Source organism: Paraburkholderia sp. DHOC27, assembly GCF_003429005.1.
Classification (GTDB): domain Bacteria; phylum Pseudomonadota; class Gammaproteobacteria; order Burkholderiales; family Burkholderiaceae; genus Paraburkholderia.
Map to the genome: position 1 here is coordinate 812,617 of NZ_QVQV01000001.1, position 13,468 is coordinate 826,084.

The following is a 13,468-nucleotide window of genomic DNA, read 5'->3' on the forward strand; positions in this document are numbered from 1 at the left end:
GCGAGGCCTCTTCCATGAACGACGCTTCGAAGCCCCGCGCCGTCGTTACGCCGCTCACGCTCAACGTGAACGGCGCAACCTATGCGGTGAGCGCCGCAGCCGACACGCCGCTGCTCTATCTGCTGCGCAACGATCTCGCGTTGAACGGTCCGAAGTTCGGTTGTGGTCTGGGCGAATGCGGCGCGTGTACGGTGTTGCTCGACGGCATGCCGACCCGCTCGTGCGTGACGACGGCGCGGGTCGCGATGGGGCGCGAGATCACCACGCTGGAAGGGCTCGGCACGCGCACCGCGTTGCATCCGGTGCAGCGCGCGTTCATCGAAGAACAGGCCGCGCAATGCGGCTACTGCCTGAACGGCATGATCATGACGGCGAAAGCGCTGCTCGACCGCGATCCTGATCCGAGTGTGGAAACGATTCGCCGCGAGCTGTCGCGCAATCTGTGCCGTTGCGGCACGCACGTCGAGATCGTGCGCGCGGTGCAACGCGCGGCGCAATTGCTCGCGACAGTGGAAACCGCAGCGGTCGCGCAGCGCGAAGGAGAGCGCGCATGACGGGGCCGGATTTCAGCGTTGAGCGTCGTCCAGTTTCGCGTCAGCAACTCTTCGACGCGCAGAACGTGCTGATCGTGGTGCGTCCGCCGCAGGCACCCGCGAAGCCTGCGCTCGGTCAGCCCGGTTCGCGCTCGACCTTCGTGCCGACCGAAGCCGATCTGTTCCTTGCCGTGCGCGGCGATGGCAGCGTGGTGGCGTTCAACGGTCACGTGGATCTGGGCACGGGCATCGGCACGGCACTCGCGCAGATCGTTGCGGAAGAACTGGATGTGCCGCTCACACGCGTGTCGATCGTACTAGGGCACACCGGCGAAGCACCGAACCAGGGTCCGACGATCGCGAGCGCAACCATCCAGATTTCGGCCGTGCCACTGCGTCAGGCGGCAGCACAGGCGCGACAGTTTCTGCTGCGACAGGCGGCGGAGCGACTCGAGGTGAATGCCGATGCACTCGACGTGCGCGACGGCATGGTGTATCGACGCGGCACGGAAGCGGCGCAAGGTATCGGCTATGGTGAGTTGATCGCGGGACGGCGCATCGAATTGACGCTTGCCACGGATGCACCGCTGAAATCGCCGGACGCATACAGGATTGTCGGCAAGAGCACGCCACGTCTCGACATCCCCGCCAAGGCCACCGGCGAACTGACCTTCGTGCACGATGTGCGCGTGCCCGGCATGCTGCACGGAAGAGTCGTCCGTCCACCGTATGCGGGCGTGGCGCAAGGCGACTTCATCGGCAATAGCCTGCTGAAGGTAGACGAAGCGTCGCTTGGCGATCTGTTCGACCTCGTCAAGGTCGTCGTGATCCGCGACTTCGTGGGGCTGGTGACGCAGCGCGAAGAAACGGCGCAGGAGGCCGTCAAACGCCTTAACGTGCAGTGGAAAACCGTGGCGGGACTGCCGCCGCTCGAAGCCAGCAGCGAAGTGGAAGCCGCGTTGCGCGCGAATCCCGCCACGCGTCGCGATCTGTTGATCGAGGGGGACGTCGACGCCGCGCTTGCGCGAAACGACAACACGCTGGAACGCACCTACGTATGGCCGTTCCAGATGCATGCCTCCATTGGTCCTTCGTGCGCGGTCGCCGACTATCGTGACGGCGCGCTCAAGGTCTGGTCCGGCACGCAGAATCCGCATTCGCTGCGTGCGGATCTGGCGCTCCTGCTCGGCCTCGCGGAGCCGAAGATCGAGGTGGTGCGCATGGAGGCCGCGGGCTGCTATGGCCGTAACTGTGCCGACGATGTCGCCGCTGACGCCGCGCTGCTCTCGCGCGCAGTTGGCGCGCCGGTGCGCGTGCAGCTTTCGCGTGAAGACGAGCACCGTTGGGAACCGAAGGGCGCCGCGCAATTGATGGACGTACGTGGCGCAGTGGACGCAAACGGCCAGCTCACCGGATACGATTTTGCCACCCGCTATCCGTCGAACGATGCGCCCACGTTAGCGTTGCTGCTGACCGGCGCGATCTCGCCGCAACCCCAGGTGTTCGAAATGGGCGATCGCACGGCGGTGCCGCCCTACGATTACCAGACCATGCGCATCGTGTGCGACGACACGCCGCCCATCGTGCGCGCGTCGTGGTTGCGTGGTGTGTCGGCGTTGCCGAATACTTTCGCGCACGAGTCCTTCATTGATGAGCTGGCGGCCGAAGCGGGCATTGATCCGGTCGAGTTTCGTCTTCAGCATTTGACGGATCCACGTGCCATCGATCTGGTGAAGGCGGTCGCCGCGAAAGCGGACTGGCAGCCGCGTCCGGTGCAACGCGAAGAAAACAGTGACGGCGACATCGCGCGTGGCCGAGGCATTGCCTACGCGCGTTACGTGCACAGCAAATTTCCCGGCTTCGGTGCCGCCTGGGCCGCGTGGATCGCGGATGTCGAGGTCAATCGCAAGAGTGGCGAGATGGCCGTCACACGCGTGGTGGTGGGACAGGACACGGGCACCACGGTGAATCCGGATGGCGTGCGGCATCAGATTCACGGCAACGTCATTCAGGCCACCAGCCGCGCGTTGAAAGAGCGCGTGACGTTTGGCGAAAACGCCGTCACGAGCCAGGAGTGGGGCGCATATCCGATCCTGACCTTCCGTGAAGTCCCCGTGATCGAAGTGGTGATGATGCCGCGACACGGCGAGCCGCCAATGGGCACCGGCGAATCCGCCTCGCTGCCAGGCGCGGCGGCGATCGCCAATGCGCTTTACGATGCCACGGGTGTGCGTTTTCGTCGGCCGCCGTTCACGCCGGACGTGATTCGCGCAGCGCTCGCGGACGGACCTGCGGCAGAGCGAGCGGCCGTCGCGTCAGCCGCTGCGGCGCGCAAAAAGAAGCGCTGGCGGCTCGGTTTCCTGGGGATGCTGGGCGCGGGCGCGGCGGGTTGGCTCAGCGCGCTCGCCTTCTCACCGCAACCCATCGCGCCCATCACACCGCCGCTGGCGAGTGCGTTTGCGCCAGAACTCGTCGAGCGTGGCCGGCTGCTCGCTTCGCTCGGCGACTGCGCGGTCTGTCATACGGCTCACAACGGCGTGCCCAATGCGGGCGGGCGTCCGCTGCAAACGCCGTTCGGCACGGTGTACACCACGAATATCACGCCGGATGGCGAGACCGGAATCGGCACGTGGTCGTTCGAGGCGTTCGTGCGGGCCATGCGCGAGGGCATCCATCGCGATGGGCGGCGTCTCTATCCGGCGTTTCCGTACACCTCGTTCAAGAACGTTTCCACGGACGACCTTCAGGCGCTCTACGCATACCTGATGGCGCAAACGCCGGCCCGCTCGCGTCCGCCAGAAACGAAGCTCGCGTTTCCGTATGGCGTGCGACCGCTGATGGCCGCATGGAATGCCCTCTTCCTCAAACGCAACGCCTTCGCGGAGGACGCGACGCAAAGCGCACAATGGAATCGCGGCGCGTATCTGGTGAACGGGCTCGGCCATTGCAGCGCGTGTCATACACCGCGCAATGCGTTCGGCGCGGAAAAAACCGGCGCCGATTTTCTGGGCGGTGGTCTCGCGGACGGTTGGCAGGCACCGGCCCTGACGACGCTTTCAAACGCGCCCGTACCGTGGACCGAAGACGAGTTTTTCAGCTATCTGCGCTATGGTCACGCGCCGCTGCATGGCGTGGCGGCCGGTCCGATGGCGCCGGTGGTCAGCGAACTCGCTGCGCTGCCGGACACCGACATTCGCGCGATTGCCACCTATCTCGCCTCGCTCAATCCGGCCGCGCCGAATGCGAATCCCCATGCGCTCGCGCATGAATACGAACAGGCGAGTCTGTCGACGCCATCCACAACGAGTGCGGGCGGGCGGCTTTTCGATGGCGCGTGCGCGGCCTGTCACCATATGGGCGGCGGGCCGCAACTGTTCGGCGCACATCCGTCGCTTGCCCTCAATACGAATCTGCACAGCGACACGCCCGATAATCTGATTCGCGTGATTCTGGACGGGATCGGCTCGCCTGCGCGGCCCGAACTCGGTACGATGCCGGCTTACCGCGACAGTTTCAACGACGCCCAGGTGAGTGAACTCGTCTCGTACCTGCGTCAGCAGTTTGCGGGTGGCAAGCCCGCATGGCAGGACGTGCAGGCGAGTGTGGCGCGCATTCGCGCCACGCCGCGCACGGAGTAACGCCGCGATCTGCCTGACCCGCATCCGTATTGCCGCATCTGCATTCCCGCAATTCCACTGATAACGGAGCAACGCATGAGCACACGCGCTGGATGGCTCTCTCGCCTCACTCTCTCGCTGACGCTGTCGTTGACGGCACTCGCAGCGAGCGCGCAGGAGACGATCAAGATTGGCGAAATCAACAGCTATAAGGCACAGCCCGCCTTTCTCGGGCCTTACAAGAATGGCTGGAACCTCGCGCTCGATCAGGTGAACGCAGCGGGCGGCGTGCTCGGCAAAAAGCTCGAAGTGGTCTCGCGCGATGACAACGGCAATCCGGGCGATACCGTGCGGGTGGCGCAGGAACTGGTCACGGGTGAGCAGGTGCAATTGCTGTTTGGCGGCTTCCTGTCCAACACGGGCCTGGCCCTGGCGGACTACGCGAAGCAGCGGCACATTTTCTTCCTCGCGGCCGAACCGTTGACGGACAAGATCGTGTGGGCCGACGGCAACAAATACACGTACCGTCTGCGTCCTTCCACGTACATGCAGGTGGCGATGCTGGTGCCCGAGGCGCTGAAGCTGCACAAGAAGCGCTGGGCGCTGGTGTATCCGAACTACGAGTACGGGCAGTCAGCGGTGGCGACCTTCAAGAAGCTGATGCAGGCCGCGCAGCCTGACATTCAGTTCGTCTCCGAACAGGCCACGCCGCTTGGCAATCTCGACGCCGGTGCCGTGACCCAGGCGCTCGCCGATGCGAAGCCGGATGCAATCTTCAACGTGCTGTTCGGCGCGGACCTCGGCAAATTCGTGCGCGAGGGCAATACGACCGGACTGTTCAAGGACCGCAGCGTGGTGTCGTTGCTGACGGGTGAGCCGGACTATCTGGACCCGCTGGGCGCCGAAGCGCCGACCGGCTGGATCGTGACGGGCTACCCGTGGTATTCGATCGATACCGCCGCGAACAAGAAGTTTGTGGATGCGTACCAGGCGAAGTATCACGACTATCCGCGGCTCGGCTCGGTGGTTGGATATTCGGCGCTGATGTCGATTGCGGACGGTTTGAAGAAAGCGGGTTCCACCGATCCGGATAAGCTGGCTGCCGCGTTCAAGGGCTTGAGTGTCGATACGCCGTTTGGGCCGATCACGTACCGCGCGCAGGACAACCAGTCGACGATGGGCGCGTTCGTGGGCGTGACGGGCGTAAAGGACGGCAAGGGCGTGATGACCTCGTTCCGTTATGTGGACGGCGCGAGCGTGCAGCCGACGGATGCCGAAGTGAAGAAACTGCGCCCGGCAGATTGATAGCGGCGCAGCATCACCGCCTTAAAGCAGCACTGAAGGAACAGGCCCAGCCGAGCCTGTTCCTTATTCCTCCGCGTCGTGCTCGGCGACGAAGCGTTTCAGATAGGCGATCACGGCCGCTTCGGCGGCGCGATGATCCGCGCAACTTTTCGACCCGGCGTTCTCTTCGTCGCCGAACAGCGTCGACGGGGCGTTGTGCACATCCACTTCCTGCCCTTCGCGGAACACGCGAATCTCGTGGACGTCCTCAGCATATTCGGCCATCCAGTGGATGCCTTCGATGTGGATGCCTGCTCGTAAGGTAGGGATGCTCATGCGGCGCCTCCATGATCGGCCGGACACACAACGCCGGCGCTGAGTATCACCATACGCCGTCCGTAGGGCGGGTGCACGTGTTGATACGATTTTTTCTAGTCGCCGATGGAGATGATCTGGTTTAGCTGTTCGCACGCGGCCGCGAACACGTCGTCGGGCACGCGCTTCCACGGGTGTGCTTTCGCCCCTCTCGCGCGCCAATCAAAAGACTTCGGTTGATGCCCCAGCACATAGCTCGTGACGTTTTTCGGCCCCTTGAACTTGATGGCGAACGGGTTCGAATCGTTGAACGAAGCTGTTGTCATGGGTAGACCGATGACAATGCCGGTTCGCTCGTTAAATGGCTTCGGCGAAAGGACTAGCATGGGATGAAAATCCTTCATCTCGCGGCCGGTTTGCGGGTTGCAGTCAATCCAGATAATGTCGCGACGTTCCGGCGCCCAAGGAGAGGCTGCCATTACATTACCTCTGCGCCCACCGGGCCGCCGGTTGCCATCGACTCGCCGCCGTGCTTCGCAGGGTCGAATTTCTCCAGCTTTTCCGCGAGCGTTAGCTTGCGGGGACCAACTGGTTTTACAGTCACCCCGATTTCGTCAGTCGTGACTTCGACCTCCTGACCAACCTCAAAATGAGCCGACCGAGCCACAGCGGCGGGGATGCGAACAGCCAGACTGTTTCCCCACTGCTGGATCGTAAGGGTTGCTGTTTTTGCCATGTTTCTGCCCTCCTGTGACGTATAAACAAGTGTACACGAAAAGACGTCATGTTTCAACGCGTTTAAACATCTGCAACAATTCTGGGGTGCGATGCGGCGCAGACGTGGCGAGCGGTGCAAGACCATCACACGTCCCAGCGCGTTTGACATACGTCCAAGGCACACCGGTTGCTGCATTTCCCATGTCAACAACCCTCTGGAGTCCTGTCATGCCTGAACAGAAAACGCTCAAACGCGCCCAAGCCGACAAGCGCGCGGGCAAATCGGCGAGCACCCAGGCCGGTGAATTCGTCAAGGAACAGGTGGATCGCGTGCGCGCGGGCAAGCATGGCGTCAAATCCGCCAGGCAGGCCATTGCGATTGGTCTTTCCGAGGCGCGCCGCGCCGGGGTGGACCTGAAGGCGCCGAAAAAGAGCACCACGAGCGAAGCCACCCGCAAGAAGGCCGCCGCTGACAATGCTGCAGGCCAGCATAAGGCCAAACCGGCGGCGAAACGCGCCAGCAGCGAATCCACCGCGAAGCGCGCACGCGCGGCCACCACGGCGCTCAAGCGCGAAAGCGGAGCGGGCGCGTCCAAGGCGTCCCTGTCGAAGCAGGCGAAATCCGCGGCGGGGCGCCGTCCGGCTGCGAGCCGTTCCGCTGCCGCGAAGAAGGCCGCCGCGACCAAGGGCGCCGCGGGGCGTTCCGCCGCTGCCAAAAAAGCTGCTCAAACGAGGGCGGCTCGCGCGCATCACTGAAGCGGTCCGTGCGCGTATGACTGAAGTCGATCACGGCTTCAGGCTCGAATAGGGCGGCGGCAGAGTGTCGTCGCCTGTCTCCCGCAGTTCTCCCCTAACCTCTCTGGAAGCAAAAACCTTTTACTTTATTTTTTTGTTCATCTATAACTTGACCAAAAGGTCAGGATTTAACGCGTGACTGTGTCCGTCATGCGCGTGACATTTGACGCGGACCCGCAAGCTGTTTCATAGTCGCACACTGAACCGTGCGGTGTCGTTTGATCAGCAACGCCAGAGTCAAACGCTCCGCCCGTGGCAAGCCGGACCTCAATAAGCAAAATCAACAATAGAGACAGAAGGAAGATAGGTATGCGAACGAATTACACCCGGCATCGCCCGTTCCCCGATCACCCGTATTCCACCTAGCTCAGACACCGCTCACGCCAGAGTCATGGCGTGCTCTCTCGCGGCCAGCGCATCGCTGCATCAGCGGCCGGCTTGACCTCCTCCCCGCACCAACCTCTCTTTAGAGCGAGCACATAGTGGATATCGTACGCAGTCTGTGTGGCATCGTTTTGCTGTTATTGATCGCCTTGCTTCTTTCCACCAATCGACGCGGTATCCGGCTGCGTACCATGATCCCGGCGCTACTCGCGCAGTTTGCGATCGGCGCGCTGGTGCTGTTCGTGCCGTTGGGTAGCGCCGCGCTTGCAGCCGCCGCGCGCGGCGTGAACAACGTTCTGCAGATGGGCGACCGCGGCGTCTCGTTCATGTTCGGCGGTCTGGTCGATCCGAAGATGTTTCAGCTCTTCGGCGGCGGCGGTTTTGTCTTTGCGCTGCGCGTGCTGCCCATGATCGTGTTCGTGACCGCGTTGATTGCGGTGCTGTATCACATCGGCGTGATGAAGTGGATCATCCAGTTTCTTGGCATCGTGTTCGAGAAGCTGCTCGGCGTGAGCCGGGTCGAATCGTGTTCTGCCGTGGCCACGATTTTTCTCGGCCAGAGTGAAATGCCCGCGTTCGTCAAACCGTTCGTCAAGCAGATGAGCGCCGCCGAACTGTTCGCCGTCATGTCGAGCGGGATGGCATCCGTAGCGGGTTCGGTGCTGGCCGGCTACGCGGGCCTCGGCGTGAACCTGGAATATTTGCTGGCGGCATCGTTCATGGCGATTCCCGGCGGTCTGCTGTTCGCCAAGATGATCTTCCCGTCCACCGGGCCCAGCGCGGTCGTGCTGGAAGGACTCACCTTCGATGAAACGCGCTCGGCCAACGTGATCGAAGCGGCCGCGTCGGGTGCCGCGACGGGTCTGAAAATCGCCATGAACGTGGGCGCCATGCTGATTGCCTTCATTGGCTTGATCGCGCTGCTGAATGCGGCGGTGAGTGGCGTCGCAGGATGGTTCGGCGAACCGCAGATCACGCTGCAAAGCATTCTCGGCTGGGTGTTTGCGCCGCTCGCCTGGTTGATCGGTGTACCGTGGCACGACGCAGCGCTGGCGGGTAACTTCATCGGCGAGAAGATGATTCTCAACGAGTTCGTCGCCTACGCGGATCTGTCGCCCTACCTGAAGGGTGCGCAAGCCGTGACGGCGGCCGGCTTGCAGGTGCTCGACCCCAGGACGCTCGCCATTGTGTCGTTTGCACTGTGCGGCTTTGCCAACTTCTCGTCCATTGCGATTCTGACCGGCGGCTTCGCGGCGGTCGCGCCGGAACGCCGTTCGGAAGTGGCGCGTTATGGTCTGCGTGTGGTGGCGGCGGCGACGCTGTCCAACCTGATGAGCGCAGCAATTGCCGGCATCTTCCTTACGCTGCATTGATTGGCGTCGCGCCAGCAAATCGAGTTGATCAGGCTTCCTATCTTTTGACGGGCAGGGCATCATGTCACTCATGCAGGAAATCATCCGCAAAAAGCGCAACAGGCAAGCGCTGAGCACGCAGGAGATCGCGGCGTTCGTGCGCGGCGTGGCGGATGGCAGCGTGGTGGACAGTCAGGTTGCGGCGCTTGCAATGGCCGTGTTCTTCAACGGCATGAGCACCGCCGAGTGCGTCGCGCTGACGCTGGCGCAGCGGGACTCGGGGCAGATAGTGAACTGGCAGCCGTTCGATCTGCCGGGGCCTGTGATCGACAAACACTCCACAGGCGGCGTCGGCGATCTGACGTCGCTGCTATTGGGGCCGCTGGTGGCCGCATGCGGCGGCTTCGTGCCGATGATCTCCGGCCGTGGCCTCGGTCACACCGGCGGCACACTCGACAAGCTCGCGGCGATTCCCGGCTACAACCTCACGCCGGACACGCGCGCGTTCCAGCGCATCGTGCGTGACGTGGGGGTGGCGATCATCGGCCAGACTGCTGAACTCGCGCCCGCCGACCGCCGCATCTACGCGATTCGCGACGTCACGGCCACCGTCGAATCGATCGCCTTGATTACGGCGTCGATCCTGTCGAAGAAACTCGCGGCGGGTCTCGCTGCACTGACGATGGATATCAAGGTCGGCTCGGGCGCGTTCATGCCGACCTACGACCAATCGCTGCAACTGGCACGCAGCATCGTCGAAGTGGGGAACGGCGCCGGTCTGAAAACGACGGCGCTGCTCACCGACATGAATCAGCCGCTCGCGCCGTGCGCCGGCAATGCCGTGGAAATCCGCTGCGCCATCGACTTTCTCACCGGACGCACCGCGCGACCGCCCCGGCTGCACGAAGTCACGTTCGCATTGGCTGTGCCGATGCTGCTCGCAGGCGGTCTCGCGAAAGACGCGCACGAAGCACATACGAAGCTCGCTGCCGCGCTCGATTCGGGCGCCGCTGCCGAGCGCTTCGCCATGATGGTCAGCGCGCTGGGTGGGCCGCACGATCTGCTCGACGCGCCAGACCGTCACCTCGACCGCGCGCCTTTGCAAACCGCCGTGACGGCCAGCGAGGCGGGCTACGTCACGCACATTGATTGCCGCGCTTTCGGACTCGCCGTGGTCGCGCTGGGTGGCGGACGGCATCGTCCAGAAGATGCCATCGACTACGCGGTCGGTTTGACAGACTGCGTCGAACTCGGACAATACGTCGAGAAGGGCGGGCCCCTCACGCTGATCCATGCGCGTGACCAGCAAGCGGCTGAAGACGCGGCCAACGCCATCCGTTCTGCCGTAACGCTGAACCCAGGCGCGGCGCCCACACCAGCTACGGTGTATGAACTGATCGAATAAGGCTGCCCATCCAGCCTCTGATGCGGAGAAATCATGCAACACGAACCATTGATCCAGGCCGCCCGCGAAGCGCGTGAGCGTGCCTACGCGCCGTACTCGCGCTTTCATGTGGGTGCCGCACTCGAAACGCAGGACGGCAAGGTGTTTTACGGCTGCAACGTCGAAAACGCCTCATACGGCCTGTGCAATTGCGCCGAGCGCACCGCATTTTTCTCGGCGCTTGCCGCCGGCTACAAGCCGGGACAGTTCAAGACGCTGGCGGTCATCGGTCAAACAGACGGGCCGATCGCACCGTGCGGCGCGTGCCGTCAGGTGATGATCGAACTCGGCACGCCCGCGCTCGAAGTCGTGTTGAGCAACCTGAATGGCGACGTGGAAGTGACCAGCGCCGCCGCGCTTTTGCCGGGCGCGTTCTATCTGGAGCCGGGCAATGGCGCTCCGGTCTAGTGCAAGCCGTGCCGACGTTCACCATCAAGTGAGTTCATATCATGCATAAGGTCATCTTCGACACCGATCCCGGCGTCGACGACGCAATGGCGCTGGTGTTCCAGACGTGTCACCCCGAGATCGAATTGATTGGCGTGACCTCGGTGTTCGGTAACGCGACCATCGAAACCACGACCCGCAATGCGGTCTATCTCGTCGAGCGTTTCGCGGCGCCTGAGGTGATGGTCGCCCAAGGCGCGGCAGGGCCGCTGCGTGGCGCGGCGCCGCCGCCCATTCCGCACATCCACGGGCATAACGGCCTCGGCGATATCGAACTGGCCGCGCTGCCCACGCAGAACCGCGCGGCGCGCCTCGATGCGCGGCCGGCGCACCGTTTCATCATCGACACGATCCGTCAGCATCCGAACGAGATCAACCTGATCGCCGTTGGACCGCTGACCAATCTCGCGCTTGCCCTGCAGGAAGCGCCGGACATCCAGCATCTCGTGAAGCAGGTCATCATCATGGGCGGCGCGTTCGGCATCAACGGCGTGCTCGGCAACGTCACGCCCTGCGCGGAGGCGAACATTTCCGCGGACCCGGATGCCGCTGATCAGGTTTTGACGGCAGCCTGGAAGGTCACGGCGGCGGGGCTCGACGTCACGCAGAAGGCGGTGATGAGCACGGCGTATCTGGACAACCTGCGGCAGCACGGCGGCGAAGTGGGGCAGTTCGTGTGGGACGTGTCGCGGCTCTATGAGCAGTTCCACCGCGACAGTGCAGACGTGCACGGCATCTACGTGCACGATTCGTCGGCGGTGGCATATCTGGTGGCGCCGCAGCTTTATGAAGTGCGGCAAGGTGCGGTGCGGGTCGCGCTCGACGGGCTCGCGCGCGGGCAGACCATTCAGAAGCCGGCGGCGATGGGGGTACCGGCGCCGAGCTGGGATGGCTTCAAGATGCAGGACGTGTGCGTCGACGTGGACGTGGCGGGCTTTCTACAGCTCTACTTCGACACGCTGACCGCGAATGCGAAAGCGGCGTAGGTTCGACTCGCTTTCCTGAGAAGAGGGCGGTAAGCGCGCTACAGCCTTCGCGCCAACCGCTCCTCTACGCACGCAAAGCGGCGCTTACTGCACGGTCGCCAGCACATCACGCACGGTCTTGAAGACCCGTTCGATCTGCTCCTCGTTGATGATGAGCGGCGGCGAGAACGCGAGAATATCGCCCGTGAAGCGCACCAGTAACCCTGCCTCGAAGCATTTGACGAAGGCCTCGTAGGCACGTGCACCCGGCGCGCCGTCGCGCGGTTCCAGTTCGATGCCGGCGATCATGCCGAGATTGCGGATGTCCTTCACGTGCTTCGCATCGCGCAGCGCGTGGGCGGCGGTTTCGAACGCAGGCGCGAGCGAGGCCGCGCGGTTGAACAGATCGTCGCGGCGATACAGGTCGAGCGTCGCCACGGCGGCCGCTGCCGCCAGCGGGTGGGCTGAATACGTGTAGCCGTGAAAGAGTTCGATCGCGCCTTGCGCGCCGCTGTTGACGATCGTGTCGTGGACGGTGCGGCTCGCCGCCACCGCGCCCATCGGCACCGCTGCGTTATTGATGGCTTTGGCCATGGTCAACAGATCCGGCGTCACGCCGAAATACTCGCTGGCGGTGGCTTTGCCCAGCCGTCCAAAGCCGGTGATCACTTCGTCGAAAATCAGCAGGATGCCGTGCTTGGTGCAGATGTCGCGCAGCTTTTGCAGATACCCTTGCGGCGGCACCAGTACACCCGTCGAGCCTGCCACGGGTTCGACGATCACAGCGGCGATCGTCGAGGCGTCGTGCAGCGTTACGATGCGTTCGAGTTCGTCTGCAAGGTGCGCGCCCCAGGCGGGTTGACCCTTCGAAAACGCGTTGTGTTCGAGGTTGTGCGTGTGCGGCAGATGATCGACGGTGGGCAATAGCGCGCCGGAGAAGGTCTTGCGATTCGGCGCGATGCCGCCCACCGAGATGCCGCCAAAACCCACGCCGTGATAGCCGCGCTCGCGACCGATCAGACGCGTACGCTGGCCTTCGCCACGCGCGCGGTGATAGGCGAGGGCAATCTTGAGGGCCGTGTCCACCGACTCCGAGCCCGAGTTGGTGAAGAAGATGCGGTCGAGACCGGCGGGCATCAGTTCGGCAACCTTGGTGGCGGCTTCAAAGGCAAGCGGATGGCCCATCTGGAAGGTCGGCGCGAAATCCATCGTGCCGGCCTGCTGGGCAATCGCAGCCACGATTTCGTCCCGGCAGTGGCCGGCGTTCACGCACCAGAGCCCCGCGCAACTGTCGAGCACCTCACGGCCGTCCGTGGCGCGGTAGTACATGCCCTTGGCCGATTCCAGCAGGCGCGGCGCAGCCTTGAACTGGCGGTTGGCGGTAAACGGCATCCAGAATGACGACAGATCGTCGATGACGGGGCGCGAAGTCATGGTCTCTCCTCGAAATGTCCCTCAGGGGACTGGCGTTAGGGCATGGCGAAACTGTAGCGTCCACGGTTAACCCGCGCACATAAACAGTTGATGTACTGCGCTGCTAACTGTGCAGGCGAAGTACACTTAACTGTGTTGGTCGCTTGCGGTTTTCCGCCGCGCCCCCCTTGCCCTCTCTGCT

At 63.4% G+C, this 13,468-nt stretch carries 12 protein-coding genes; 8 read left to right on the top strand and 4 right to left on the bottom strand.

The features are described 5' to 3' along the window. The first annotated feature begins 14 nt into the window (after positions 1-14). The 3 genes from D0B32_RS03535 (at position 15) to D0B32_RS03545 (ending at position 5,455) form a co-directional block, all read left to right on the top strand. Positions 15-554 (top strand): (2Fe-2S)-binding protein, encoded by a 540-nt coding sequence (locus tag D0B32_RS03535; RefSeq protein WP_117332283.1) that lies wholly within the window; start codon positions 15-17, stop codon positions 552-554. After that, positions 551-4,171, top strand: a complete 3,621-nt coding sequence (locus D0B32_RS03540; protein ID WP_117332284.1) for a molybdopterin cofactor-binding domain-containing protein — start codon at positions 551-553, stop codon at positions 4,169-4,171. Before D0B32_RS03535 ends, D0B32_RS03540 begins: the two co-directional genes overlap by 4 nt. Positions 4,172-4,246: 75 nt before the next feature. Continuing rightward, positions 4,247-5,455 (top strand): ABC transporter substrate-binding protein, encoded by a 1,209-nt coding sequence (locus tag D0B32_RS03545; RefSeq protein ID WP_117332285.1) that lies wholly within the window; start codon positions 4,247-4,249, stop codon positions 5,453-5,455. Between the two features lie 63 nt (positions 5,456-5,518). Here D0B32_RS03545 and D0B32_RS03550 read toward each other — a convergent pair whose 3' ends face one another. The 3 genes from D0B32_RS03550 to D0B32_RS03560 all read right to left on the bottom strand — a co-directional run bounded on the left by D0B32_RS03550 (position 5,519) and on the right by D0B32_RS03560 (position 6,485). After that, on the bottom strand, positions 5,519-5,770 hold the full coding sequence (locus D0B32_RS03550; RefSeq protein WP_117332286.1) for a hypothetical protein: 252 nt from the start codon (positions 5,768-5,770) through the stop codon (positions 5,519-5,521). 95 nt (positions 5,771-5,865) lie between these two features. Then, a complete protein-coding gene (locus tag D0B32_RS03555; protein ID WP_404935532.1) occupies positions 5,866-6,153 on the bottom strand; it encodes a type II toxin-antitoxin system PemK/MazF family toxin in 288 nt (95 codons plus the stop codon). A gap of 74 nt (positions 6,154-6,227) precedes the next feature. Continuing rightward, the gene (locus D0B32_RS03560; protein ID WP_117332288.1) at positions 6,228-6,485 is read right to left on the bottom strand and encodes an AbrB/MazE/SpoVT family DNA-binding domain-containing protein; all 258 of its coding nucleotides are present in this window, start codon (positions 6,483-6,485) and stop codon (positions 6,228-6,230) included. 209 nt (positions 6,486-6,694) lie between these two features. Here D0B32_RS03560 and D0B32_RS03565 point away from each other — a divergent pair, with 209 nt between their 5' ends. The 5 genes from D0B32_RS03565 (at position 6,695) to D0B32_RS03585 (ending at position 11,874) form a co-directional block, all read left to right on the top strand. Then, a complete protein-coding gene (locus D0B32_RS03565; protein ID WP_117332289.1) occupies positions 6,695-7,222 on the top strand; it encodes a DUF6496 domain-containing protein in 528 nt (175 codons plus the stop codon). Between the two features lie 521 nt (positions 7,223-7,743). Continuing rightward, complete coding sequence (locus tag D0B32_RS03570) at positions 7,744-9,018, top strand: NupC/NupG family nucleoside CNT transporter (protein ID WP_117332290.1); 1,275 nt, start codon at positions 7,744-7,746, stop codon at positions 9,016-9,018. Between the two features lie 61 nt (positions 9,019-9,079). After that, positions 9,080-10,402: a thymidine phosphorylase gene (deoA, locus tag D0B32_RS03575; RefSeq protein ID WP_117332291.1), complete on the top strand. Its 1,323-nt coding sequence runs from the start codon at positions 9,080-9,082 to the stop codon at positions 10,400-10,402. A 33-nt stretch (positions 10,403-10,435) separates the two neighbouring features. Further along, positions 10,436-10,849 carry a cytidine deaminase gene (locus D0B32_RS03580; protein WP_117332292.1) on the top strand — a complete coding sequence of 138 codons (414 nt, stop codon included), beginning with the start codon at positions 10,436-10,438 and terminating at the stop codon, positions 10,847-10,849. Positions 10,850-10,890: 41 nt separating this feature from the next. Beyond that, positions 10,891-11,874, top strand: a complete 984-nt coding sequence (locus tag D0B32_RS03585) for a nucleoside hydrolase (RefSeq protein ID WP_117332293.1) — start codon at positions 10,891-10,893, stop codon at positions 11,872-11,874. An 84-nt stretch (positions 11,875-11,958) separates the two neighbouring features. On the opposite strand, the gene D0B32_RS03590 is transcribed toward D0B32_RS03585, so the two are convergent. Continuing rightward, on the bottom strand, positions 11,959-13,287 hold the full coding sequence (locus tag D0B32_RS03590) for an aspartate aminotransferase family protein (RefSeq protein ID WP_117332294.1): 1,329 nt from the start codon (positions 13,285-13,287) through the stop codon (positions 11,959-11,961). Positions 13,288-13,468 lie beyond the last annotated feature (181 nt).